The sequence below is a fragment of the Bacillus sp. FSL K6-2865 genome (assembly GCF_040311405.1).
GTDB lineage: Bacteria > Bacillota > Bacilli > Bacillales > Bacillaceae > Bacillus > Bacillus velezensis.
In genome coordinates, this window is sequence record NZ_CP152036.1 from 423839 (window position 1) to 446426 (window position 22588).

Consider the following 22588-nt stretch of genomic DNA (forward strand, 5'->3'; position numbering starts at 1 on the left):
AAATGGCAAATGAAACGTATGAATCATTAAACAAACGTTTAATCAATATCCGCCGCGACCTTCATGAACACCCTGAGCTGTCAGGCGAGGAATACGAAACGACGAATAAAATCCGCCGCTGGCTGGAGGAAGAAGGAATTACGGTTCTTGATATGCCGAAACTTCAAACCGGAGTGATCGCTGAAATCAAAGGAGACAAAAGCGGCCCCGTCATCGCCGTCAGAGCGGACATCGACGCATTGCCGATCGAAGAGAAAACAAACCTTCCGTTTGCTTCGCGCAACAGCGGCGTGATGCACGCCTGCGGCCATGATTTCCATACGGCATCTATTCTCGGCACGGCTTTTTTATTAAATGAGAGAAAGCATGAGCTGAAAGGAACGGTGCGGTTTATTTTTCAGCCCGCGGAAGAAATCGCCGCCGGAGCAAGACAGGTCATTGAAGCCGGCGCGCTTGACGGTGTATCGGCGATATTCGGCATGCATAACAAACCTGACCTCCCCGTCGGCACGGTCGGTCTGAAAGAAGGCCCGCTGATGGCGAGTGTCGACCGCTTTGAAATCACTGTTAAAGGAAAAGGCGGCCACGCCGGAATCCCTGATAACAGCATTGATCCGATTCAGGCGGCAGGACAGATCATCGGCGGCCTGCAATCGGTTGTCAGCAGAAATATCAGCTCGCTTCATAATGCCGTCGTCAGCATCACAAGAGTTCAAGGCGGCAGCTCTTGGAATGTCATCCCGGACCATGTTGAAATGGAAGGCACCGTCCGGACGTTTCAAAAAGAAGCGCGTGACGCTGTTCCGAAACATATGAAGCGGGTTGCCGAAGGAATCGCAGCCGGATTCGGGGCAGAGGCTGATTTCCGCTGGTATCCTTACCTTCCGTCAGTGATGAACGACGCCCGTTTCATACAGGCGGCGGAACAAACGGCTGAAAGCCTCGGGCTTCAGACCGTTCGGGCAGAACAGTCGCCCGGCGGTGAAGACTTTGCATTATATCAAGAAAAAATCCCCGGCTTCTTCGTCTGGATGGGAACAAACGGAACAGAAGAATGGCACCATCCCGCCTTCACACTCGACGAAAAAGCGCTCCCGGCAGCGGCTGAGTTTTTCGCCCGGCTTGCCGTCAATGTATTGGAGCAGACGGAATGAATACGGAAAATCTGACGGCCGGACTTGCTCAGGCCGTCATGTCGTCTGTGCCGGAAACATCCGCTGAAGCGATGAAAGAAGCGCGCAAAGGACTGCTTGATTTTACAGCGGCAGCTTTTGCGGGGAGACGGGATAAAGGAGTTGAAAAGCTGGTAAAACTGGCCGAAGAAGAAGGCGGGGTGCCGATAGCGCCGCTTATCGGCAGAAATCAAAAAACCACGCCGTCCCAATCCGCGCTCATTAACGGATTCATCGCACATGCGCTTGATTTTGACGACGTTCATTCTGATGTAAGAGGACATCCGAGCGCAGTCATCCTTCCGGCTTTGATTGCAGCCGCATCAGCCGGCCGGATAGACAAGAGCCGCTTTCTCGGTGCTTATGTGACGGGAATCGAAGTGATGGCGCGGCTCGGCGAGTCAGCTGGAAGGCATCATTACGAGAAAGGCTGGCACAATACAGGAACGTTAGGTGCCATTGCGGCCGCATGCGCCGTCGGATTCGCGGAGAATCTGAATCAAATCCAATTGCAGAAAGCAATCGGGTTTGCGGCTGCCCGTTCCGGAGGCATGAGAGTGCAATTCGGGACAGAAATGAAGCCGCTTCACGCCGGACTGGCCGCTCAAGCCGGATTGTTCGCCGTGCAGCTTGCAAAGGCCGGTTTCGGCGGCTCAGCTCATGCGCTCGACGGGGAGAAAGGTTTTTTCGGACTGTATGGCGATCTTGAACGGGCAGAAACCCTCCTTGTAAGCGGGTGGGGAAAACCTTGGCGGATTGTGAGCCCGGGACTTTGGTTTAAGGTTTATCCGTTTTGCTCGGCGGCTCATCATGCGGCGGACGCCATTCTCAAGCTGAAGGCCGAACATGGTCTCACTTTCGGCCAAACGGAACGGATCGACGTGATTTATCCGCCGGGCGGTGACGCCGCATTGACAGAACGGCGTCCGAAAACAGGCGAAGCGGGAAGATTCAGCGTGGAATATGTGATCACCTTGGCTTTGCACGGTAAGGATTTTTCAGTTGAACATTTCACATCCGAGCCGATTCCGGAATCCCTTCAAAAAGGATTTGAGCTGATTCACCGCAGCTGCGATGACCAAATTCAGCCGGCTGACAACGCCGTTCCGAAGGGCCGTTTTACAATTGTGCGGGTCACGGCTTCCGGCGGTCATGTCTATGAAACACGTATCGACTGTCCGAAGGGAGCGCCGGGAAACGGCCTTTCTGAAAAAGACATTGAAGACAAACTCCGGCTCGCTTTGCCTGGGGAAGAGGAAAAGGCGGAAGAATTGATCAAAGCAGCCGGACAATCAAATATGGACCGTTATTTACAGCTGATATAAATAAAAAGAGCGAGGGGATGCAGCCCTCGCTCTTTTTACGTTCACTTCTATTGAATAGGGGGATATAGGGTGCGCCCCTGTCTGCGCTGGCAGGAGCGCGGTATCAGGAAACGGCCGTGCCGTTTTCTTTAACCGTGAAACTTCCTCTTGATAAGCGGATGTTGATATCAGACACTTTGGCAATTTGTTCGTCGTGCGTAACCATGATGACGCATTTGCCGTCTTTATGCGCCAGATCCTGAAAGAGCCGGACGATTTCCTTTGACGTATCCTCGTCGAGATTTCCCGTCGGCTCGTCCGCGCAAATCAAATCCGTGTCACAGCTGAAAGCCCGCGCAATTGAAACGCGCTGCTGCTGTCCGCCGCTTAATGTCAGCACCCGCTGACGGGCCTGCTGTTCGGTGATGCCGACTTTTTTTAGCATGCTGAGCGCGAACGCATCTTTGTTGTTCTCCTTAGAGCCGGTGATCTCCATCGCCGTTGTGACATTCTGGAGCGCCGTCATATACGGGATCAGATGATAAGATTGAAAGACGATAGAGACATATTGATTTCTGAATTTGGTTAATCCGATTTTGGAGATGTCTTTTCCGTTATAAAGGATGCTTCCCTCTTTAGGTGTGTCAAGGCCGCCAGCCAGAGACAGAAACGTTGTTTTTCCCGTTCCGGAGGCGCCGACAATTGTATAAAACTTCCCTTTTTCAAAGCTGATCGTTATATCCTGAAACAGCGGCTGTGATTTATCTTGGTACCAGTAGCCGGTCTGTTGAAAGGTTAATAGGCTCATTATGCTGCCTCCTCTTACTCCTGCTTGGTCAGGATCGTTTTAGGGTGAAGCCGCATGACTGATACAGACGGCAGTAATGTGGCGATGACGGCAATTGCGACGCCGATCCCGCCAAGAATCAGAAGGTCATTCAGTGAGACGTTTACCTGCATTGTACTGATGACATCCGCGCCGGATGAATGCTGACCGAACAAGCCGCCTCCCCGCGGCATTTCTCCTCCGCCCCAGCCGCTTGTTTGCTGCTGTGAATCATCGGCTGAGCTGACCTGCTGGGAAAGAAGCTGATTTCCGAGCTGATTCGCCACAAGGCTGCCCGTGACGGATGCGATCCCGATGGCAATAACGGCGACAACCAGAATTTCCGTTAAGAATTGTCCGATGAGCTTCCAGCGCTTTTCGCCGATCGCCATCAAGACACCCATTTCATACTTGCGTTCCCTGATCGACATCATCACGATCAACCCGAGAATGACCGCGCCCGCGATGGATACAAGGTATACCACGTTTTTAGAAAATGACGCGACATTTTCAATCGGGCCGGCCATTTGCTGATACACCTGATCATTTGTCGTCAGCGTGTAGGTTTTATCAACTATGGATGTTTTTTTCGCAGCCGCAACGAATGAGTCAATATATTTTGCATCATCCATATAATAAACGGCTGAGCTGATTTTGTTTTTGTAATCAGACCCTTTTAACGCCGCCGCGGCGGTGTAAGGCGTATAGATTTTATTGTCAGGATTTAAGAATGAAAAATGCTGTGCCTGATCGTCTCCTGATGATGTTGTTTTATAGATTCCCACAATTTTAAGCTTCGTTTTCACAGAATCATCCGCTGCTGAGGATACGGTAATGGAGCCGCCGACCTTCAGCTTGTTTTGATCTGCCAGCGTTTCATTAATCACGGCGACTTTTGCGTCCGCATCTGTCTTTGTGATGGCGCGTCCGTCAGTGATTTTTGAGCTCCCGCCTGTGAAATCATCAAGCAATGCCGTAGAGAGCACGCCTTCGATCGAAATATCCGCTGAAATTATCTGTCTTCCGCCGCCTTGAAAACGGCCGTCGCCGGAACTGTTATCGGCTGATTCGCCTGAGCTTTTTATCGCATCAAAGCTTTCTGCATTTGCTGACGCTGTCGTGAGGAAGTTGTAATTTTTAACATGCTGTAAAGATGTAAGCTTCTTGGCATCTGAGACGGAAATCGGCGTTGATTCAAACGTCCTCTTTTCACCGTCTTTTTGCTGCTGCGCCATTTGCTTTTGGCGGTCAGCCTGGAGTGTGACGCTCCCGCCGAGCTGCTGCCTTGCCAGTTCGCTTGATTTCTTTGCCGCTGACTGGATCGTAAGACCGGACAGGACAAAAATGCAAATCACTGAAAACACAACCAGCTGCAAAAATGTTTTTCCCTTTTTTGCCTTCATGCTCCAAAAGGCTCTTTTTATAAAGTTCATGTCTGTTCCTCCGTGTGGGTGTCAGATCTTGTAAAACCGGACTTCTTTAGCACCAGCCATCCGATATGTATATAGTAGGAGAAATGTATGAAAAAAATATGAACAAACTATTTCCGGATGATGAAATAAAAACTAACAATTGTGAAACCCGAAAACATCCGGATAAAATGGTGCTATTATAAGAAAAAGCGTGAAGATAAGCGGAGGAACCAATGAAGATATTAATGATAGAAGACAATATAAGCGTATGCACCATGACGGAAATGTTCTTTTTTAAAGAAGGATTTGAAGCCGAATTTGTCCATGACGGAGTGGAAGGCTATCAGCGGTTCACGGAAGAGGACTGGGATTTGGTCATTCTGGACATTATGCTTCCATCCATGGACGGAGTGACGATCTGCCGGAAAATAAGAGAGACGAGCAGTGTGCCGATTATTATGCTGACCGCAAAGGACACGGAGTCTGATCAGGTGATCGGGTTTGAAATGGGGGCGGACGACTATGTCACCAAGCCGTTCAGCCCGCTGACGCTAGTAGCGCGGATTAAAGCGGTGATCAGAAGATACCGGGCGACGGGGCAGGCCGTAAAAAGCGACGACTTGATCGAAACGGCGTGTTTTTCAATCAATAAGAAGACGCGGGAAGTGTTTCTGCACGGAAAACCTGTCGAGAATCTGACGCCGAAGGAATTCGATCTGCTCTTTTATCTCGCACAAAACCCGCGCCAGGTTTTTTCGAGAGAGCAGCTGCTTGAGCAGGTGTGGGGCTATCAATTTTACGGCGATGAACGTACGGTTGATGTTCATATTAAACGGCTGCGCAAAAAACTGTCCAGTGAGGAAAAACCGTTTTTATACACGGTGTGGGGGGTAGGATACAAATTTGATGAGGATTAAATACTTATATCAGCTGCTGTTAAGCCATGTCAGCATTTTGATTTTGGCCTTTTTCATCATCATTTCCCTGTTTTCGCACTTTGTGAAAGATTTTGCGTATCAAAATAAAGTGGATGAGCTGTCTTCTTACGCGCAGCAGATCACTAGTGAGCTGAACGGCCGCGATCTTGATCTGCGCCGCCTGTATCCGTATCAGGACATGTTAAAAACGCGCGAGACCAGGTTTATTATTTTTGATGAACATCAGCGCCCTTACTTTTTTCCTGACGATATGCCGCCGCGCGAGAAGCTGAAAAGTAAAGAGTGGCACATGCTGAAGCAAGGGAAAACCGTTCAGATCAGAGCGGAGATGAACCGTTTTAATACGGAAGGCTTGGAAGTATCGCTTGTCGCAAAACCGCTTTTTATCAACGATCAATTTAAAGGCGCGGTGCTGCTCGTGTCTCCCGTCAGAGGGGTCGAGCAGATGATCAGCCAGGTCAACCGCTATATGATTTACGCGATCATCAGCACCCTTATCATCACGATTCTGCTGAGCTGGCTTTTATCTAAATTTCACGTCAAGCGGATTCAGACATTGCGGGATGCGACCGGAAAAGTGGCATCCGGTGATTACGATATTTCGCTCAAGAACAGCGGCGGCGATGAAATCGGCATGCTGGCGTCTGATTTCAACACCATGGCCAAAAATCTGAAGCAATCGAGAGAGCAGATTGACCGCCTTGAAAAACGGAGGCGCCAATTTATCGCCGATGTCTCCCATGAGCTGAGAACGCCTTTGACGACCATTAACGGACTTGTGGAGGGGCTTAACAGCAACACCATCCCGGAAAAAGATAAAGAGAAATGCTTCTCGCTAATCAGCGAAGAAACGAAGCGGATGCTCAGGCTCGTGAAAGAAAACCTGGATTATGAAAAAATCAGATCCCAGCAAATCAAACTGGACAAGCTCAGTCTGCCGCTCATCGAGGTGTTTGAAATTATTAAAGAGCATCTCAATCAGCAGGCGGAGGAAAAACAAAATCAGCTGCGGATTCAAGTGGAGGATGGCGTCAAAGTATTCGCCGATTATGACAGGCTGATCCAGATTCTCGTCAACATCACGAAAAACAGCATTCAATTTACGCAAAAGGGAGACATCACGCTGCGCGGGTATGAAGGCTATAAAGAAACGGTGATTGAAATCGAAGACACCGGGATCGGCATCTCCAAAGAGGAAATTGAACATATATGGGAGCGGTTTTATAAGGCGGACGTGTCCCGGACGAATACGGCATACGGCGAATACGGACTCGGCCTTTCCATCGTCAGGCAGCTCGTCGAAATGCACAAGGGCACGATAGATATTGACAGCGAAAAAGGAAAAGGCACGACCTTTACAATCCGCCTTCCGCTGAATACGAAAAATGAATCATCTTGAAACCGGCGGCCCCGTCTGGTCGCCGTCTGTTTTATCTCCACTCGGAAAATTGCGCTCTGCCGAAACAAAGTTTGCGTGTTTTTCGGGATGGAAAGAGACGGAAACGTGATAAAATAACTGGTAAACAGGTCTTGGATGGGGAGGGTGAAGGAATGAAGAGCGGGTTAATTCCTTCTTCAGCAGTCGGGCAGAAAATTAACGAGTGGTATCGATACATCAGAACATTCAGCGTGCCGGATGCGGAGATCTTGAAGGCCGAGATCAAACAAGAGCTTGACCATATGGAGCCTGATTCGAACTTAGTGCTTTATTATTCCCTCATGGAATTTCGCCATCAGCTGATGCTGGACTACTTGGAGCCGTTGGAAAAACTGAAGATAGAAGACCAGCCGACCCTGTCGGAAATTCTTGATAACATTGATAACAGCCAGGCCGGCCTCAAAGGGCTTCTCGATTATTACGTCAACTTTTTCAAAGGCATGTTTGAATTTGATAAAAGAGAATTTATCTCAGCGATTACATATTATAAACAAGCTGAGAAAAAACTGGCCTTCGTATCGGACCACGTGGAACGGGCGGAGTTTTATTTTAAAGTGGCCGAAGCTTATTATCATATGAAACAAACGTATTTTTCTTTGATACATATAAAAAACGCTTATGAAATTTACGTAGAGCAGGACACATATAACGTCCGGATCATTCAATGCCATTTTGTATTCGGCGTCAATTTAATGGATGAAAGGCGCTTTGAACAGGCGGCCAAACATTTTCAGCACGCTCTGCAAATGGCCGAAAAAGAACAAAAAGCGCAGCTTGTCGGGAGGGCGCTGTATAACCTCGGACTGTGCTACTACAATCAGGACCGCATCGGCGAAGCGATTCCGTACTTTGAACGGGCGGTCGATACATTTGAATCACAAAGAATCGTCAATTCTCTTCCTCAAGCATATTTTCTAATCACACTCATTTACTTTAAACTCGGAAAAAAAGAAAAAGCGTCGGAATATCACAAGCGGGGATATGAATATGCTAAAGAAACAGACGATCCCGTTTATACGGTAAAATTCGAATGGCTGCAGGCTCTGTATCAGGCGAAACCGGATGAGGAAACAATCAGCGCATGTTTCCGTTACCTGGAAGATAAAAATTTATACGCCGATATAGAGGATTTAGCACTAGAAGCAGCTAAATATTACTATGAACAAAATTGCTTTAAAATTTCTTCTGACTATTTTCTGAAAGTCGAAGAGGCAAGGAAACAAATACAAAGGAGTGAGGGTTTGTATGAAATTGAAATCTAAATGGTTTGTTATTTGTTTAGCAGCCGCCGCGATTTTTACAGTGACAGGTGCAGGCCAGACAGATCAGGCTGACTTCCATGTAACTGAAAGAGGAATGACGTGAGAAGAAAATAACCTGAACAAAGGAAAAGACTGCCCGAGAATGTTCTCGGCAGTCTTTTTTGCGCGGCCGGACTTGGACAGCGGCGGAAAACAAAAGAAAACGCCGCAGGTCAAAACCCGCAGCGTCCTCATATAGACGGAGTGATGTTTAGAAACCGCCAACGAAGGCAGTACCTACAATAATCAACAGGATAAATAAAACAACGATCAAAGCGAAAGAGCTGACTCCAGAATATCCTGACATGAGCTTCACCTCCATATTGTCTATACCATACAATATGTAAAAGAAGCTGCTTTGTAAGGGATATTAGTGGACAAGAGAAAAAAGAGGCGGTGTCCTATGAGAGTAAGACTCCGGCGAAAAATTCGTCATACAGCGCACGCACCGCGTGTTTTTCCTGTTCTTCTTTCACTCCGAACATCATGCTGACTTCCGATGACCCTTGATTGATCATCTCGATGTTGACACCGGCTTCCGACAGGGCTTTGGATGCCCTGGCGGTTGTGCCGACATTATGGCGCATCGCTTCCCCGACGACCATAATCAGCGCCAGATTGTGCCTGACTGTGACTTCATCTGCTTGAAGTTCCTGCTTCAGGCGGGTGACGAGCCTGTGTTCCAGTTCTGAGTCCATCTGATTGTGCCGAAGGATGATCGTGATGTCGTCAATGCCGGATGGAACGTGTTCATACGTCAATCCTTCTTCCTCCAAAATGTGAAGGGCTTTGCGGCCGAAACCGATTTCCCGGTTCATTAAATATTTGCTTATGTAAATGCTGCAAAAGCCCGTGTCGCTTGCGATGCCGATGACTGGCCCGTTCGTATTGTCACGGCTGCTGACGACGCGTGTTCCTTTCGCATCCGGATTATTCGTATTCTTAATCTGAACGGGGATGCCGGCCCGAAATGCGGGAATCAGCGCTTCATCATGAAAAACGGAAAATCCGGCATAGGAGAGCTCACGCATTTCCCGATACGTCAGTTCGTTAATTTCTTTCGGATGCCGCACGATTGACGGGTTGACGGAATAGACGGCGTCCACATCAGTAAAGTTTTCGTACAGGTCGGCTTTTAAGCCGCTGGCGAGAATGGAGCCGGTAATATCAGAACCGCTCCGGGAAAACGTCACAATCTCATGCTCCTTCGTGTAACCGAAAAATCCCGGAAAAATGATCAAGCCTTCCCGGTTTCTCAGACGGTACAAATGATCATAAGACTCAGGGAGCACCTGCGCGCTTCCGGGTTCATTCGTCACAAACAGCCCCGCTTCTTTCGGACTTACGTATTCCGCTTTCACGCCCTGCCGTCGGAAGTAGGCTGCGATCAGCTTCGCGTTGTTGTCCTCGCCGCTCGCCTTCACCGCATCCATATATTGTTCGGAATTGGTTTTACAGCTGTTTAAGAGATCGAATAGGTCACTGCGGATTCTTTCTATAATAGAGAAATCCAGGTTCAGCTCACGCGCGATGGCGGCGTACCGTTCAATGACCGTTTCGGCAAGCTCGGGCGCTGCACCTTTTTGCAAATAATGCTCCGCACAGCGGATTAACAGATCCGTCACCTTTGTATCGTCCGAGAAGCGTTTTCCCGGCGCCGATACGACGACGGCTTTCCGCGCGGGATCAGCCGTCACGATTTGAAACACTTTCTCAAGCTGGGCTCCTGACGCAAGAGAGCTGCCTCCGAATTTTACAACTTTCATGATTTACATCCCCTAATATTTAAATTTTCTCACAAATTTAATTTTTATTATCTCTCTTTCAAACATGTAAATCAAGGATTTTTTCTACGTGAGGAGAACATTTGTATTTTCGTGGAGGAATTTTGCCGCTGTTTGTCAGATTTGTTTCCCTCAAGCGTGTCATCATGTGCAAAAAATGATAAGCAGCCAAATGTAGGTTATAGAAAATCCTGCAAATTCTTGATAGACTGATTGTAAGACAATTTAGTGTACGGCCCGCGGATGACCGCTTTTGAAAGCAAAACTGTATTGACTGCGCTTGGAAAGATGATAAGATTATAATTGTCGTTGATAATGATAATCATTACGAGTGGGATATATGGGAGTTGTTTGGCAATCAGTCATACCGTTTGTGATGGGTGCAGGGAGGCAGCATGAAGCTACGTTACTTACTTTTGCTACTGGCGGTTTTGGCGTGTACTTCTATATTTATCGGTGTAGAAGATTTGTCGCCGCTGGATATTTTTCATTTAAATAAAGAACAGGCGGGTACATTGTTTGACAGCCGGCTGCCGCGTTTGGTGAGCATTATCATCGCCGGCATGAGCCTGAGCATCTGCGGATTAATCATGCAGCAGATCAGCCGGAATAAATTTGTATCGCCGACGACTGCGGGAACGATGGATTGGGCAAGGCTCGGAATCTTGATTTCATTAATGCTTTTTACGTCAGCGAGTCCGCTTGTGAAAATGTCTATCGCTTTCGTTTTCGCGTTGGCGGGAAATTTCCTTTTCATGAAAATTCTCGAGAGAATCAAGTTCAATGATGCGATTTTTATTCCTCTCGTCGGTTTAATGCTTGGGAACATCGTCAGCTCAATCGCCACGTTTATCGCATATAAATATGACCTGATCCAAAACCTGTCGTCTTGGCTGCAGGGAGATTTCTCACTGGTCGTCAAAGGCCGGTATGAGCTTTTATATCTGAGTATCCCGCTTTTGATCATCGCTTATGTGTATGCGGATAAATTTACGGTGGCGGGAATGGGAGAGAGCTTTTCCGTCAATCTCGGCCTGAAATACAAACGCGTCGTCAATATCGGTCTGATTATCGTGTCGCTCATCGCTTCACTGGTGATCCTGACCGTCGGGATGCTGCCGTTTCTCGGTTTGATCATTCCCAATATGGTGTCGATTTACAAAGGGGACAACCTGAGGAGCAGCCTGCCTCACACCGCTCTGCTGGGCGCTGTTTTTGTGCTGTTTTGCGACATTTTGGGAAGGGTGATCATCTTCCCGTACGAAATTTCCATCGGCCTGATGGTCGGTGTTATCGGCAGCGGCATCTTCCTGTATATGCTGTTAAGGAGAAAAGCATATGAGTCATAATAAAAAAATTACGCTGCTGGCGGCGCTCGCCATGATATGTATCGGATTCTTCCTGTTCTACGGACTGGGCAATTGGGAATACTCCCTGCCGAGACGATGCTTCAAAGTGCTTGCCATGATGCTCACCGGAGGAGCGATCGCGTTTTCGACGGTCATCTTCCAGACGATTACAAATAACCGCATACTGACACCGGGCATTTTAGGCCTCGATTCCCTGTATATGCTCATTCAGACCGTCATCGTGTTCCTGTTCGGTTCAATGAATATCGTCATGATGAACAAAAATCTTAATTTCGTCATCTCCGTCGGGCTGATGGTGCTCTTGTCACTCGTTTTGTATCAGCTCATGTTTAAAGGCGAGGGGCGGAACGTGTTTTTCCTTCTGCTTGTCGGCGTCGTGTTCGGCACGCTGTTCAACAGTCTGTCATCCTTTATGCAGATGCTGATTGATCCGAATGAGTTCCAGGTTGTTCAGGACAAAATGTTTGCCAGTTTTAACAATATCAATACCGATCTTTTAGGGTTTGCCGGTGCTGTCTTTCTTCTGACGGGCATTTATGTCTGGCGGTTCACGCGGTTTTTTGACGTGCTGTCGCTCGGCAGGGAGCACGCCGTCAACCTGGGGATTGATTACGATAAGCTTGTGAAACAGATGCTCATTGTCGTCGCCATTCTTGTGTCTGTCTCTACGGCTCTTGTCGGACCGATTATGTTTTTAGGACTGCTTGTCGTCAATCTGGCGAGAGAGTTTTTAAAAACCTACAGGCACACGTATTTAATCGCAGGTTCTGTCCTGATCAGCATCGTCGCGCTCGTCGGGGGCCAGTTCGTCGTGGAGAAAGTGTTCACGTTTTCCACGACGCTGAGCGTCATCATTAATTTTGCCGGCGGGATTTATTTTATCTATCTGCTGTTAAAGGAGAATAAATCATGGTAGAGGTCAAAAATGTAAGCAAACAATACGGAGGGAAAACCGTCCTTGAGAAAACGTCTCTATCCATTCAAAAGGGCAGGCTCACCTCATTTATCGGTCCGAACGGCGCGGGAAAAAGCACGCTGCTGTCTATCATGAGCCGGCTGATTAAGACGGATTCCGGGGAAATCACGGTCGACGGGCAAGAGATCGGGGCCTGTAAAAGCAACGATCTGGCAAAAAAAATCAGCATCCTGAAGCAGACGAACCAAATCAATATCAGGCTGACGATTAAAGACCTGGTCAGCTTCGGCAGATTTCCGTATTCCCAGGGGAAACTGACGGATGAAGATTGGGTGCATATCAACCAGGCACTCAGTTATATGAAGCTGGATGACTTAAAGGATAAATATCTCGATCAGCTCAGCGGGGGCCAGTGTCAGAGGGCGTTTATCGCGATGATCATCGCTCAGGATACGGACTATATTTTTCTCGATGAGCCGCTGAACAATTTAGATATGAAGCATTCCGTTGAAATGATGAAGCTGTTGAAGCGGCTTGTGGAAGACTTCGGAAAAACGGTCGTCGTAGTGATTCACGATATCAACTTCGCATCCGTATATTCAGACCATATCGTTGCACTGAAAAACGGCCGGATCGTCAAAGAAGGGCCGGCGGAGGAGATCATTGAAACCTCCGTGCTTGAAGATATTTATGATATGACCATCCCGATTCAAGAGATTGACAGTCAGCGGATCGGTGTGTACTTTTCTTAAAAACCAGATGAGGTGAAAATCATGAAAAAATTCGCATTGCTATTCATTGCGCTCGTTACGATTTTTGTTGTTTCTGCATGCGGAAACGGGAACAAAACATCAGGCAAATCAAAAGAAACAATCACAATCAAAGATGACCTGAACAAAGAAGGCGTCAAAGTGCCGAAGAATCCGAAAAAAGTCGTCGTATTCAACTTCGGAATGCTGGACACGATGGATGAACTGGGTTTACAGGATCATGTGGCGGGGCTTCCGAAACAAAACATTCCAAAATACTTATCTTCATATAAAAGTGATAAATACACCAATACAGGCGGTTTAAAAGAACCGGATTTTGAAAAAGTCGCGGATATTGACCCGGATTTAATCATTATCGCTCACAGACAATCTGATTCTTATAAAGAGTTCTCAAAAATCGCGCCGACGATTTACCTTGATGATGACTATACAAACTACGTTGACAGATTCAAGCACAACACCGAAGTGATCGGCAAAATCTTTAACAAAGAAAATGAAGTGAAAGATAAGCTTGCGAAAATTGACAAATCCATTGCGGATCTGAAGAAAAAGACAAGCAGCACGGATAAAAACGGGTTAGTGGTGATGGCGAACGACGGCAAAATCAGCGCGTTCGGATCTAAATCAAGATACGGCTTCATTCATGATGTGTTCGGCGTCAAACCGGCTGACAAAAACATCGAAGCCTCATTGCACGGACAAAGCATTTCTTATGAATATATCGCCAAAACAAACCCTGATTATATGTTTGTCGTTGACCGCGGAACAGCGATCGGCACAAAATCTTCAACAAAACAAGTGGTTGAAAATGATTATGTAAAATCGGTGAAAGCGGTGAAAAACAACCATGTTGTCTACCTTGATTCAGCTACATGGTATTTATCAGGAGGCGGCCTGGAATCCATGGCGCAAATGGTGAAAGAAGTTAAAGACGGAATCGAGAAGTAAAAAAAGAACCCGGTCACATACGTGATCGGGTTCTTTTTGGTTTACCGCGTAACGGCCTGCTGCTGCTCGGGCTGACGCGGTTTTTTCTTCAATATAAAAGATAGGAGGAAGCCGGCCAGCGCGATGCAGGCGGCTACGACAAATGCCGCATTCATGCCGTGCAGGGCGGCGTTTGCCGGAGTTGTCGCATTTGCGTGCGCGGCCTGGCTGCTCATCACGGAAACTAGCAGCGCCGTACCGATAGAACCGCCGACTTGTCGGACGGTATTGTTCATGGCTGTGCCGTGCGGAATTAAGTGGCGCGGCAGGGCGTTGATACCCGCTGTCGTCACCGGCATCATAATCATGGCTGTTCCCAAAAGCCGCGCGGTATAAACGACGACAATCCAAATGAGAGACGTCGAGTCCGTCAGATTCATAAACGGCAGGGACGTGAGCAGGATGATGAAGAATCCGGTCATCGCAAGGCCCTTTCCGCCGATTTTGTCAAACACCCGGCCGATAAACGGAGACATCATCCCCATCACAATCGCGCCCGGCAAAAGCATTAATCCGGTATCAAACGCGGATACGCCCCGGACTTTTTGCGTGTAAAGCGGGAGAATGGTTTCCGTTCCGATCAGCAGCGCGAAAACAAGCGTTCCGAGCAGGGTGGTCAGGCTGAAAATCCCGAAAGAAAACACACGGAATTCCAGCATCGGTTTTTTGAGCTTCATCTGTCTTGCGATAAAGAAAATCAGCGCGACCGCTCCGACAAGCAGCGAAGTCAGCACTTCAGTACTGGTCCACCCTGATGAACCGGCGCTTGAGAAGCCGTAAAGCAGACCGCCGAATCCGAGGGTCGATAAGATCACAGATAAAATATCAATCTGTGTTTCTCGTAATGTCGTGACGTTTTTCATCAGAATAATCGCTAAAAGCAAATCGATGACTGCGATCGGGAAGATAATATAAAACAAAGACCGCCAAGAGAATGCTTCGACCGCCCATCCGGAAAGCGTCGGGCCGATCGCCGGCGCGAACGAAATAACCAAGCCGACCATACCCATGGCGCGGCCGCGCTTTTCCATCGGGAAAATCGTGAGAAATACCGTCTGCATGAGCGGCAGCATAATTCCGGCGCCGGCCGCCTGAATAATCCGGGCCGTTAAGAGCACCGGAAAGTTCGGGGCGAATGCGCCGACAATGGTGCCCGCCGTGAAAATACTCATGGCGGAAATCAAGAGGGTGCGGCTTGTGAATTTCTCTATTAAAAACGCGGTAATCGGAATCAAAATCCCGTTCGTCAGCATAAACGATGTTGTCAGCCATTGCGCTTTGTTGGCGTCTATATTGAAGTCATTCATAATGTGCGGCAGCGCCGTAATAAGCAGTGTCTGGTTCAAAATGGCGACGAACGCACCCGCCAAAAGAATCCCGACAATGACAGAGCGGTTGTATGGTGCAGTTTTAATACTCTTATTCAAGCTGATTCCTTCTTTCTTTATAGTTTGAGCAATGTTTTAACGGCTGCAAGCGGCTGGTGCAGCGGTCCGGCCTGCTCCAAATAACCGATGAGCGCTTTGATGAGAAAATCCCGCGGCTGTTTGTCCGCTGATTCTTTCTCCAGCATAGCCGCAGCGGAAGCGAGTCCTGCGGCGTCATATTTTTCCTCCGGAAGGGCTGAGACGGCTTCTTTCAGTTCCTTCAGGCTTTCAGCCAGCAATACGGTTTTGTCTTTCGGCTCAAATGAGGAAGCGGAGGCGATATAAAGGTCAATCATCTCCTGAGGCAAAGCGGTTTCGGTTGTCCTGTTTTCGACGATGAGATTGAGATGGCGGATGATAAACTCCGTGAGCGGCTCCAGGGCGAGCGGTTCTTTTTCCAGCTTAATCAGCGTGATGCATTCTCTCAGGAGCCCCTGCAGGACGATCACCAGCTCCCATACATAAGGAATAATGTCTTCGCCGTACGTCTGAATCAGTGAATCGCGATGCCAGCAGATAAAGGTGGAGCGGGCCCTGTGAATATGCCGTTTTACCCGTTCATTAATGGAAGAGGGGCTTCCGTACATCAGCATATTAAAAAACTGCTGATTGCGCCTGAAGCCTTCAAGCTCAGCCATCAGTTTTTTGGCAAACCGTTCCTCAGGGGAGAGGCTTGTTTCTTCATTCAATAATGAAGCGGCGGCTACCATCTGTTTCTGGTTAAAGTCGAGCAGCTCCAACAGCAGGTCTTCCTTTGATTCAAACAGCTTATATAAAGATGCTTTGGAGACTTTGCACTCCTCTGCGATCGCCTGCATCGAAACTGACGAAAAGCTTTTCCCGGAAAAAAGCTTTCTTGCCGCCAGCAGAATATCCGTTTTCTTATCATTCATAAGCCCAGATTCCTTCTTTCGTCACAATAGAAAACCCATCGGTTCACAGAAAACCAATGAGTATATGATGAAAATATTAACAAAAATTTTTACATAGTGTCAACGCTTTTGTTTGAGAAATAGAAAAAACCTGCCGGAGTGTTCCGGCAGGCTGATACGTTTATTTATCCGTCTTAAATCCTTGTTTTTCAAGCATTTCACGAATGTGAGGATAATAAACCTGCTTATAGTAGGAAGTGATGCCTTGTGACCAGTTTCTTGTTTCCTGTCCGTCGGTGCGTTTTTTCATGTATTCGGACATCTGCTTGTCATAGGCCTCGATATGGGTTCTTACATCTTCTTCTTGATACGTTTCATGATGCAGAACGGCTGCTTGCGGCAGACGCGGTTTTTTCGCGGAGCGGTCTGCCGGATGGCCGATGACGAGACCGGAAACCGGGAAAACGTATTTCGGAAGTTTCAGCAATTCAATGAGTTCGTCAGGCTTGCCGCGCACGGCGCCGATCGGCACAGTGCCGAGTCCCATTGATTCAGCCGCAGCCGTTGCCGTACCCAGCGCAATCCCCACATCTACGGCTCCGACTAGAACGGACTCTAAACCGTTCGTGATCTCAAGCGGTGTATCATTATATTCTTCAAGCGCAATTTTGGCGCGGTTAAAATCAGCGCAGAATAAAAGGAAAACCGGCGCTTGGTCAATCCACGGCTGGCCGCCGGCCAATTCGGATATTTTTTTCTTCCGCTCCTTATCTTTCACCGCAATAACGGTAAATTGCTGGCCGTTAATGGAAGTCGGCGCTGCCTGAGTTGCTTGGATGATAAGGTCCAGCTGCTCATCCGATACGGGTTCATCTGTGTAGCTGCGGATGGAACGGTGGTCTGTTAATATTTGAAGGACTTCGTTCATGTCATTCATCCTTTCGTTACTCTGACAGTTCTGTGCGGACGACGTCAAGCGGCGCACTCAGCACTTCTTTTGCTTTTGCCACGAATCCTTGGAAATGGTCAGTTGCGTTGTGGAATTTCATCGCTTCTTCATCTTTCCATTGCTCAAGCATAACGAATGTATTTTCCTCACCGACTTTTTCGAAAAGATCGTATTGCACATTTCCTTCTTCCGCGCGTGAATGCTGAACAAGTGATTGCGCTTCTCCTAAAAATTCCTCGCGTTTATCCGCTTTTACTTTCATGTAAGCCTGTAAGACGATCATTGTTATTCCTCCTGATTGGGTTTATTTGTTATAGTTCGAATATTATCGAACTAACTGTAACATGTTTCGCTGCGAATGGTAAAGGAAAAACCCTCACCGCCTAAATTGTCACCCGCCGATGATCTGTGTTACATTTGACTCATGAACATTCCAAACCATCCTGAAACCGAACGCTTACAGCTGACAAAGGTTCTTCATGCTCTGAGTGATCCGCTCCGCTTAGAGCTGGTTAAACAATTGGCGGAAACAACAGAAAAAACGTGCGGAACCTGCGCTGATGTCCGGGTCGCTAAATCAACGCTGTCCCATCACTTCAAAGTGCTGCGGGAAGCGGGGATCGCCCAAGTGCGCATAGACGGGAAGCACCGTTATTATTCCCTGCGCAAAGATGATTTACAAGCGGCGTTTCCCGGCCTGTTGGAGGCGATTTTGCAGACAGAACCGGACCGCTGGTAAATAAGTCCCCGAATTCCGGGGGTTTTTTTATGCGCCGAAAACCGCCCGGTAAAGCCTGTAGACGCCTTCTTGAATATCGCTCTCCTTCAGGCGTGCGAACCCCAGGATAAGCTGCGGCTTATTTGAATCGCCTCCCGCTTTCAGACGGAACCGGCTCATCGCAAACAGATCCAGCTGTTCTGCATCCGCCCGTGCCAATATCTCTTTTTCTGAACGGGCGCATTCAAACTCAGTGACAAAATGAAGCCCCGCATTGGCGCCCTTTACACTGATTCTTTCTCCGAATGTTTCTTCCAAAGCCGAAATGAGGCATTCCCGCATGTTCTTATAATGCTGCTTCATCTTTTTAATATGTTTCTGATATTCACCTGAGTCGATAAATTCTTTCAGCGCGAGCTGGGCAAGCGTGCTGCACGTATGCAGGTCATACGTTCTCTCTTTGAACGTCCGCAAAAGCCCGGGCGGCAGAACCATATAGCTGATGCGCAGACCTGGGAAAAGGGATTTTGAAAAGGTCCCCATGTAGATGACATTTTGAAACCGGTCAAGGCTTTGAAGCGCCGGTATCGTATCGGCGTCATATTTAAATTCACTGTCATAATCATCTTCAATGATGAAGCGGCCGTTCTGTTCGGCGGCCCAGTTTAAAAGCTGAATCCGCCGGGAAGCGGGCATGATCACGCCTGAGGGGAATTGATGGGAAGGCGTGGTGATCAATACAGAGGGCCGGCGTTTTTCGATTTCGTCCATGGACATGCCTTTTTCATCAAGGCTGATCGTCGCAACCTTTTTCCCGAGGTTTTGCAGCAGCCGGTACATCCTCATATATCCCGGGTTCTCCATGGCGTAGAGCGCGTCTTTTGGCAGCAGTTCCGTCAGCAGCTGCATCAGCATTTGCGTGCCCGCTCCGAGCACGATTTGTTCCGGGCGGCATGTAACGCCCCTTGTCAGGGAAATAAGCCGCGAAATTGTTTCACGGACTTCATATAAGCCTTGCGGATGGACGAGTTCTCCGAGTATATGAAATGAACGGGCGGCTGCTTTCTGCTCACAGCGGAACCAGCTTTTCAGGGGGAAATGCGCCGTATCCACACTCATATGAGAAAACGAAATCCAGCCGCTCTTATCCGTCTCCCGCTCTTTCAAATCATCAGGCAATAGGAGCGAAGGCGTTTCTTCATGATAAACCGTATCAATTTCCTCCACGAAAAAGCCTTTTCTTTCGACCGCATATAAATAACCTTCCGAAAGCAGCTGCTGATAAGCTGAATTCACTGAATTCACGCTGACCTTCAGCGTCTCGGCAAGCTCCCGTTTAGACGGCACCTTTGTATGAGGCATCAGGCTGCGCTTTAAAACGGCCGCTTTTATGTGCTGATAGATCTGCTGATAGATATAATCCGCCGTTTCCGAATGGTCAATGGAAATCGTCAGCATCCAGACCCTGCCCCTTTCTGATACCATGGATAAATTGATTTTGGTACTTTTCATCATACCAAAAAGAAGTCAGAATGATAAGAAAACAATGCAGGGGGATGGAATCTATGAGTCGAACAGCATCATCGGAAGTGACAACTGCCCAGTGGCAGCAAAAACGGGATCAATTCGTTTCCAAGGGGGTCGGCAACGGAAACCGCAGCATGGCGGTAAAAGGGGAAGGGGCGCTTTTGTACGATTTGGACGGCAGACGATTCATTGATTTTGCCGGAGCGATCGGAACGCTGAATGTCGGCCATTCCCATCCAAAAGTGGTGGAGGCTGTGAAGAAACAGGCGGAGGATCTGATTCACCCGGGTTTTAACGTCATGATGTATCCGTCTTATATTGAGCTGGCCGAAAAACTTTGCGCCCTTGCGCCGGGAGATCATGCGAAAAAAGCGATTTTTCTCAATTCGGGGGCGGAAGCGGTGGAAAACGCCGTGAAAATCGCCAGAAAATATACGAAGCGCCAGGCTGTCGTATCATTTACAAGAGGGTTCCACGGCCGCACGAACATGACGATGAGCATGACGAGCAAGGTGAAGCCTTATAAATTCGGTTTCGGCCCATTTGCCTCAGAGGTGTATCAGGCGCCGTTTCCTTACTATTATCAAAAGCCGGCCGGCATGAGCGACGAGCAGTATGACGAGTTTATCATCAGCGCTTTTGAGGATTTCTTTATCGCCGCAGTTGCACCGGAAACCGTCGCCTGTGTCGTAATGGAGCCGGTTCAGGGAGAAGGCGGCTTCATCATTCCGTCAAAACGTTTCGTGCAGCACGTCGCCGCTTTTTGTAAAAAACACGGCATCGTTTTTGTAGCGGATGAGATTCAGACCGGTTTTGCCAGAACGGGAACGTATTTTGCGATTGAGCATTTCGGAGCCGTTCCTGATTTGATCACCGTATCCAAATCACTTGCGGCCGGATTGCCGCTGAGCGGCGTCATCGGCCGGGCGGAAATGCTTGATGCCGCCGCGCCGGGTGAACTCGGGGGCACATATGCGGGAAGCCCGCTCGGCTGTGCGGCTGCGCTTGCGGTCTTGGATATTATTGAAGAAGAAGGGCTGAATCAGCGTTCCGAGGAGATCGGCCGGATCATCGAGCATCAAGCGCTCGAGTGGAAAAAAGAGCATGCCTGCATCGGAGAAGTGCGCAGACTCGGCGCGATGGCGGCCATCGAAATTGTCAAAGATTCGGACACGCGGGAACCGGACAAAGCGAAAGCCGCGGCGATCGCCAAAACGGCGAACGAGAACGGACTGCTGCTGCTGACGGCCGGCATTAACGGCAACATCATCAGATTCCTGACGCCGCTTGTCGTGACGGATGAGCAGCTCAAAGAAGGCCTTTCCATTATCGAAGCAGCTCTGTGAGTTCAATTATTGGAATGCCGACGGATGTGTCTGCTATCATGAAAGTGTGAGATACATCAACTAGCATTCAATGGCTTTACTATAGCAGAGAAAGGAATGTTCAATATGCCAGAACAATTAACAGTGTACAACCCGGCAACGGGAGAGGCGATCGAAAGCATCCCCCAGCAGACGGCCGACGATGTTGAAAAAGCGATTGAACGTTCACATCAAGCGTTTCAATCATGGTCCAAAACATCAGCGGGAGAACGTGCCTCACTTTTGAGAAAATGGTATGAGCTGATTGTTGAAAATAAAGAAGAACTTGCGGAATTAATTACGAAAGAAAACGGCAAACCGTACGAAGAAGCGGTCGGAGAAGTTTTATACGGCGCCGGCTATATTGAATGGTTCGCCGAAGAAGCAAAACGGATTTACGGCAGAACAGTACCTGCGCCGACAACGGGCAAACGGATTGTCGTCACCCGTCAGGCGGTCGGCCCGGTAGCCGCGATCACGCCGTGGAATTTCCCGAATGCGATGATTACAAGAAAAGCCGCGCCCGCTTTGGCGGCAGGCTGTACGTTCATCATCAAACCGGCGGAGGATACGCCGCTTTCCGCTTACGCCCTTGCGCGTCTCGCATATGAAGCGGGAATTCCGAAGGACGTGCTGCAAGTGGTGATCGGTGACGGAGCGGAAATCGGAAACGTCTTCACCAGCAGCCCGAAAATCCGCAAAATTACCTTTACCGGCTCAACGCCTGTCGGCAAAATCCTGATGAAAAACAGCGCCGACACCGTAAAACATATGTCAATGGAGCTTGGCGGACATGCGCCGCTGATCGTGGATGAAGACGCTGATCTTGATCTGGCGGTAGCCCAAACAATGGCCTCTAAATTCAGAAATGCCGGCCAAACCTGCGTCTGTGCGAACCGGCTGATCGTACACGAATCCGTAAAAGACGAGTTTGCGAAAAAACTGAGTGAAGAAGCTGCGAAACTCAAAGTCGGAAACGGTCTTGAAAAAGGCGTAAACGTCGGCCCTGTCATCAACAAAAAAGGCTTCGATAAAATCGTCGGCCAAATTAATGACGCCGTGGAAAAAGGCGCAAAAGTGCTGACGGGCGGAACGTATGACCAAAACGATGAAAAAGGATGCTATTTCGTGACACCGACCGTGCTGTCAAATGTAGATACATCCATGAACATCATGCATGAAGAAACATTCGGCCCGGTTGCGCCGATCGTTACGTTCTCAGATATTGATGAAGCGATCAAGCTTGCGAACGATACGCCGTTCGGGCTTGCGGCTTATTTCTTCACAGAAAACTACCGCCGCGGCATCTATATTTCTGAACAGCTTGAATACGGCATCATCGGCTGGAATGACGGCGGTCCGTCCGCGGTTCAAGCGCCGTTCGGAGGAATGAAAGAAAGCGGCATCGGCCGTGAAGGCGGTACGGAAGGCATTGAGCCGTACCTGGAAACCAAATACATGTCTATCGGACTTTAATGAGCCGAAAAGTAAGCCCCGCTTCTAAGCGGGGCTG

Annotated in this window: 22 protein-coding genes; 13 read left to right on the forward strand and 9 right to left on the reverse strand. The window is 48.6% G+C overall.

Going from position 1 to position 22588, the window contains the following annotated elements:
• Positions 1 to 2 precede the first annotated feature (2 nt).
• Both NYE42_RS01990 and NYE42_RS01995 read left to right on the forward strand, forming a co-directional pair.
• Positions 3 to 1154, forward strand: a complete 1152-nt coding sequence (locus tag NYE42_RS01990) for a M20 peptidase aminoacylase family protein (RefSeq protein ID WP_015239149.1) — start codon at positions 3 to 5, stop codon at positions 1152 to 1154.
• Complete coding sequence (locus tag NYE42_RS01995; RefSeq protein WP_338683856.1) at positions 1151 to 2497, forward strand: MmgE/PrpD family protein; 1347 nt, start codon at positions 1151 to 1153, stop codon at positions 2495 to 2497. Before NYE42_RS01990 ends, NYE42_RS01995 begins: the two co-directional genes overlap by 4 nt.
• A 103-nt stretch (positions 2498 to 2600) precedes the next feature.
• Here the strand turns inward: NYE42_RS01995 and NYE42_RS02000 are convergent, their stop codons facing one another.
• Both NYE42_RS02000 and NYE42_RS02005 read right to left on the reverse strand, forming a co-directional pair.
• The gene (locus NYE42_RS02000; protein WP_059366584.1) at positions 2601 to 3284 is read right to left on the reverse strand and encodes an ABC transporter ATP-binding protein; all 684 of its coding nucleotides are present in this window, start codon (positions 3282 to 3284) and stop codon (positions 2601 to 2603) included.
• A gap of 14 nt (positions 3285 to 3298) precedes the next feature.
• Positions 3299 to 4735 (reverse strand): ABC transporter permease, encoded by a 1437-nt coding sequence (locus tag NYE42_RS02005; protein WP_076425710.1) that lies wholly within the window; start codon positions 4733 to 4735, stop codon positions 3299 to 3301.
• A gap of 212 nt (positions 4736 to 4947) precedes the next feature.
• On the opposite strand from NYE42_RS02005, the gene NYE42_RS02010 reads away from it, so the two are divergent.
• The 4 genes from NYE42_RS02010 (at position 4948) to NYE42_RS02025 (ending at position 8455) form a co-directional block, all read left to right on the forward strand.
• Entirely contained in the window at positions 4948 to 5631 is a 684-nt protein-coding gene (locus NYE42_RS02010; RefSeq protein ID WP_007410267.1) for a response regulator transcription factor, read from the forward strand.
• The gene (locus tag NYE42_RS02015; protein ID WP_165913860.1) at positions 5618 to 7051 is read left to right on the forward strand and encodes a HAMP domain-containing sensor histidine kinase; all 1434 of its coding nucleotides are present in this window, start codon (positions 5618 to 5620) and stop codon (positions 7049 to 7051) included. The genes NYE42_RS02010 and NYE42_RS02015 overlap by 14 nt, the downstream gene beginning before the upstream one ends.
• Positions 7052 to 7203: 152 nt before the next feature.
• Positions 7204 to 8352 carry a Rap family tetratricopeptide repeat protein gene (locus NYE42_RS02020; RefSeq protein WP_007410270.1) on the forward strand — a complete coding sequence of 383 codons (1149 nt, stop codon included), beginning with the start codon at positions 7204 to 7206 and terminating at the stop codon, positions 8350 to 8352.
• Complete coding sequence (locus NYE42_RS02025) at positions 8336 to 8455, forward strand: PhrC/PhrF family phosphatase-inhibitory pheromone (RefSeq protein ID WP_265451313.1); 120 nt, start codon at positions 8336 to 8338, stop codon at positions 8453 to 8455. Before NYE42_RS02020 ends, NYE42_RS02025 begins: the two co-directional genes overlap by 17 nt.
• Before the next feature lie 147 nt (positions 8456 to 8602).
• Here the strand turns inward: NYE42_RS02025 and NYE42_RS02030 are convergent, their stop codons facing one another.
• Positions 8603 to 8698 carry a YjcZ family sporulation protein gene (locus tag NYE42_RS02030; protein WP_021495118.1) on the reverse strand — a complete coding sequence of 32 codons (96 nt, stop codon included), beginning with the start codon at positions 8696 to 8698 and terminating at the stop codon, positions 8603 to 8605.
• A 94-nt stretch (positions 8699 to 8792) separates the two neighbouring features.
• The gene (locus NYE42_RS02035; RefSeq protein WP_095352403.1) at positions 8793 to 10157 is read right to left on the reverse strand and encodes an aspartate kinase; all 1365 of its coding nucleotides are present in this window, start codon (positions 10155 to 10157) and stop codon (positions 8793 to 8795) included.
• A 413-nt stretch (positions 10158 to 10570) separates the two neighbouring features.
• On the opposite strand from NYE42_RS02035, the gene NYE42_RS02040 reads away from it, so the two are divergent.
• From NYE42_RS02040 to NYE42_RS02055, 4 genes are read left to right on the forward strand one after another with little or no spacing between them, the layout of a single operon-like run.
• Positions 10571 to 11524 carry an ABC transporter permease gene (locus tag NYE42_RS02040; RefSeq protein WP_059366593.1) on the forward strand — a complete coding sequence of 318 codons (954 nt, stop codon included), beginning with the start codon at positions 10571 to 10573 and terminating at the stop codon, positions 11522 to 11524.
• Positions 11514 to 12461: an iron chelate uptake ABC transporter family permease subunit gene (locus NYE42_RS02045; RefSeq protein ID WP_007410274.1), complete on the forward strand. Its 948-nt coding sequence runs from the start codon at positions 11514 to 11516 to the stop codon at positions 12459 to 12461. The genes NYE42_RS02040 and NYE42_RS02045 overlap by 11 nt, the downstream gene beginning before the upstream one ends.
• Positions 12455 to 13213, forward strand: a complete 759-nt coding sequence (locus NYE42_RS02050) for an ABC transporter ATP-binding protein (protein WP_003156330.1) — start codon at positions 12455 to 12457, stop codon at positions 13211 to 13213. The genes NYE42_RS02045 and NYE42_RS02050 overlap by 7 nt, the downstream gene beginning before the upstream one ends.
• Positions 13214 to 13234: 21 nt before the next feature.
• Entirely contained in the window at positions 13235 to 14179 is a 945-nt protein-coding gene (locus tag NYE42_RS02055; RefSeq protein ID WP_265451314.1) for a siderophore ABC transporter substrate-binding protein, read from the forward strand.
• A 41-nt stretch (positions 14180 to 14220) separates the two neighbouring features.
• Here the strand turns inward: NYE42_RS02055 and NYE42_RS02060 are convergent, their stop codons facing one another.
• From NYE42_RS02060 to NYE42_RS02075, 4 genes are all read right to left on the reverse strand, one after another.
• On the reverse strand, positions 14221 to 15645 hold the full coding sequence (locus tag NYE42_RS02060; RefSeq protein WP_007410276.1) for an MDR family MFS transporter: 1425 nt from the start codon (positions 15643 to 15645) through the stop codon (positions 14221 to 14223).
• Positions 15646 to 15662: 17 nt separating this feature from the next.
• Positions 15663 to 16538, reverse strand: coding sequence for a TetR/AcrR family transcriptional regulator (locus tag NYE42_RS02065; RefSeq protein ID WP_015239157.1), 876 nt, complete (start codon positions 16536 to 16538; stop codon positions 15663 to 15665).
• 160 nt (positions 16539 to 16698) lie between these two features.
• Positions 16699 to 17445, reverse strand: a complete 747-nt coding sequence (gene nfsA, locus NYE42_RS02070) for an oxygen-insensitive NADPH nitroreductase (protein ID WP_015416815.1) — start codon at positions 17443 to 17445, stop codon at positions 16699 to 16701.
• A gap of 16 nt (positions 17446 to 17461) precedes the next feature.
• The gene (locus tag NYE42_RS02075) at positions 17462 to 17749 is read right to left on the reverse strand and encodes a putative quinol monooxygenase (protein ID WP_003156323.1); all 288 of its coding nucleotides are present in this window, start codon (positions 17747 to 17749) and stop codon (positions 17462 to 17464) included.
• 141 nt (positions 17750 to 17890) lie between these two features.
• Between NYE42_RS02075 and NYE42_RS02080 the strand changes: the two genes are divergently transcribed.
• Positions 17891 to 18205 (forward strand): helix-turn-helix transcriptional regulator, encoded by a 315-nt coding sequence (locus NYE42_RS02080; protein ID WP_012116810.1) that lies wholly within the window; start codon positions 17891 to 17893, stop codon positions 18203 to 18205.
• Positions 18206 to 18232: 27 nt separating this feature from the next.
• Here the strand turns inward: NYE42_RS02080 and NYE42_RS02085 are convergent, their stop codons facing one another.
• The gene (locus tag NYE42_RS02085; protein WP_352426729.1) at positions 18233 to 19642 is read right to left on the reverse strand and encodes a PLP-dependent aminotransferase family protein; all 1410 of its coding nucleotides are present in this window, start codon (positions 19640 to 19642) and stop codon (positions 18233 to 18235) included.
• Between the two features lie 107 nt (positions 19643 to 19749).
• On the opposite strand from NYE42_RS02085, the gene gabT reads away from it, so the two are divergent.
• Positions 19750 to 21057: a 4-aminobutyrate--2-oxoglutarate transaminase gene (gabT, locus tag NYE42_RS02090; protein WP_144664504.1), complete on the forward strand. Its 1308-nt coding sequence runs from the start codon at positions 19750 to 19752 to the stop codon at positions 21055 to 21057.
• A 105-nt stretch (positions 21058 to 21162) separates the two neighbouring features.
• Positions 21163 to 22551, forward strand: a complete 1389-nt coding sequence (gabD, locus tag NYE42_RS02095; RefSeq protein WP_094296380.1) for a succinate-semialdehyde dehydrogenase — start codon at positions 21163 to 21165, stop codon at positions 22549 to 22551.
• The last annotated feature ends 37 nt before the right edge of the window (positions 22552 to 22588 follow it).

Coding starts and splice junctions, on each gene's coding strand:
- NYE42_RS02025 (WP_265451313.1), top strand. CDS start 8,336: ATGAAATTGAAATCTAAATGGTTTGTTATTTGTTTAGCAGCCGCCGCG.
- NYE42_RS02000 (WP_059366584.1), bottom strand. CDS start 3,284: ATGAGCCTATTAACCTTTCAACAGACCGGCTACTGGTACCAAGATAAA.
- NYE42_RS02010 (WP_007410267.1), top strand. CDS start 4,948: ATGAAGATATTAATGATAGAAGACAATATAAGCGTATGCACCATGACG.
- NYE42_RS02065 (WP_015239157.1), bottom strand. CDS start 16,538: ATGAATGATAAGAAAACGGATATTCTGCTGGCGGCAAGAAAGCTTTTT.
- NYE42_RS02020 (WP_007410270.1), top strand. CDS start 7,204: ATGAAGAGCGGGTTAATTCCTTCTTCAGCAGTCGGGCAGAAAATTAAC.
- NYE42_RS02080 (WP_012116810.1), top strand. CDS start 17,891: ATGAACATTCCAAACCATCCTGAAACCGAACGCTTACAGCTGACAAAG.
- gabT (WP_144664504.1), top strand. CDS start 19,750: ATGAGTCGAACAGCATCATCGGAAGTGACAACTGCCCAGTGGCAGCAA.
- NYE42_RS02030 (WP_021495118.1), bottom strand. CDS start 8,698: ATGTCAGGATATTCTGGAGTCAGCTCTTTCGCTTTGATCGTTGTTTTA.
- gabD (WP_094296380.1), top strand. CDS start 21,163: ATGCCAGAACAATTAACAGTGTACAACCCGGCAACGGGAGAGGCGATC.
- NYE42_RS01990 (WP_015239149.1), top strand. CDS start 3: ATGGCAAATGAAACGTATGAATCATTAAACAAACGTTTAATCAATATC.
- nfsA (WP_015416815.1), bottom strand. CDS start 17,445: ATGAACGAAGTCCTTCAAATATTAACAGACCACCGTTCCATCCGCAGC.
- NYE42_RS02040 (WP_059366593.1), top strand. CDS start 10,571: ATGAAGCTACGTTACTTACTTTTGCTACTGGCGGTTTTGGCGTGTACT.
- NYE42_RS02050 (WP_003156330.1), top strand. CDS start 12,455: ATGGTAGAGGTCAAAAATGTAAGCAAACAATACGGAGGGAAAACCGTC.
- NYE42_RS01995 (WP_338683856.1), top strand. CDS start 1,151: ATGAATACGGAAAATCTGACGGCCGGACTTGCTCAGGCCGTCATGTCG.
- NYE42_RS02075 (WP_003156323.1), bottom strand. CDS start 17,749: ATGATCGTCTTACAGGCTTACATGAAAGTAAAAGCGGATAAACGCGAG.
- NYE42_RS02055 (WP_265451314.1), top strand. CDS start 13,235: ATGAAAAAATTCGCATTGCTATTCATTGCGCTCGTTACGATTTTTGTT.
- NYE42_RS02085 (WP_352426729.1), bottom strand. CDS start 19,642: ATGCTGACGATTTCCATTGACCATTCGGAAACGGCGGATTATATCTAT.
- NYE42_RS02005 (WP_076425710.1), bottom strand. CDS start 4,735: ATGAACTTTATAAAAAGAGCCTTTTGGAGCATGAAGGCAAAAAAGGGA.
- NYE42_RS02045 (WP_007410274.1), top strand. CDS start 11,514: ATGAGTCATAATAAAAAAATTACGCTGCTGGCGGCGCTCGCCATGATA.
- NYE42_RS02035 (WP_095352403.1), bottom strand. CDS start 10,157: ATGAAAGTTGTAAAATTCGGAGGCAGCTCTCTTGCGTCAGGAGCCCAG.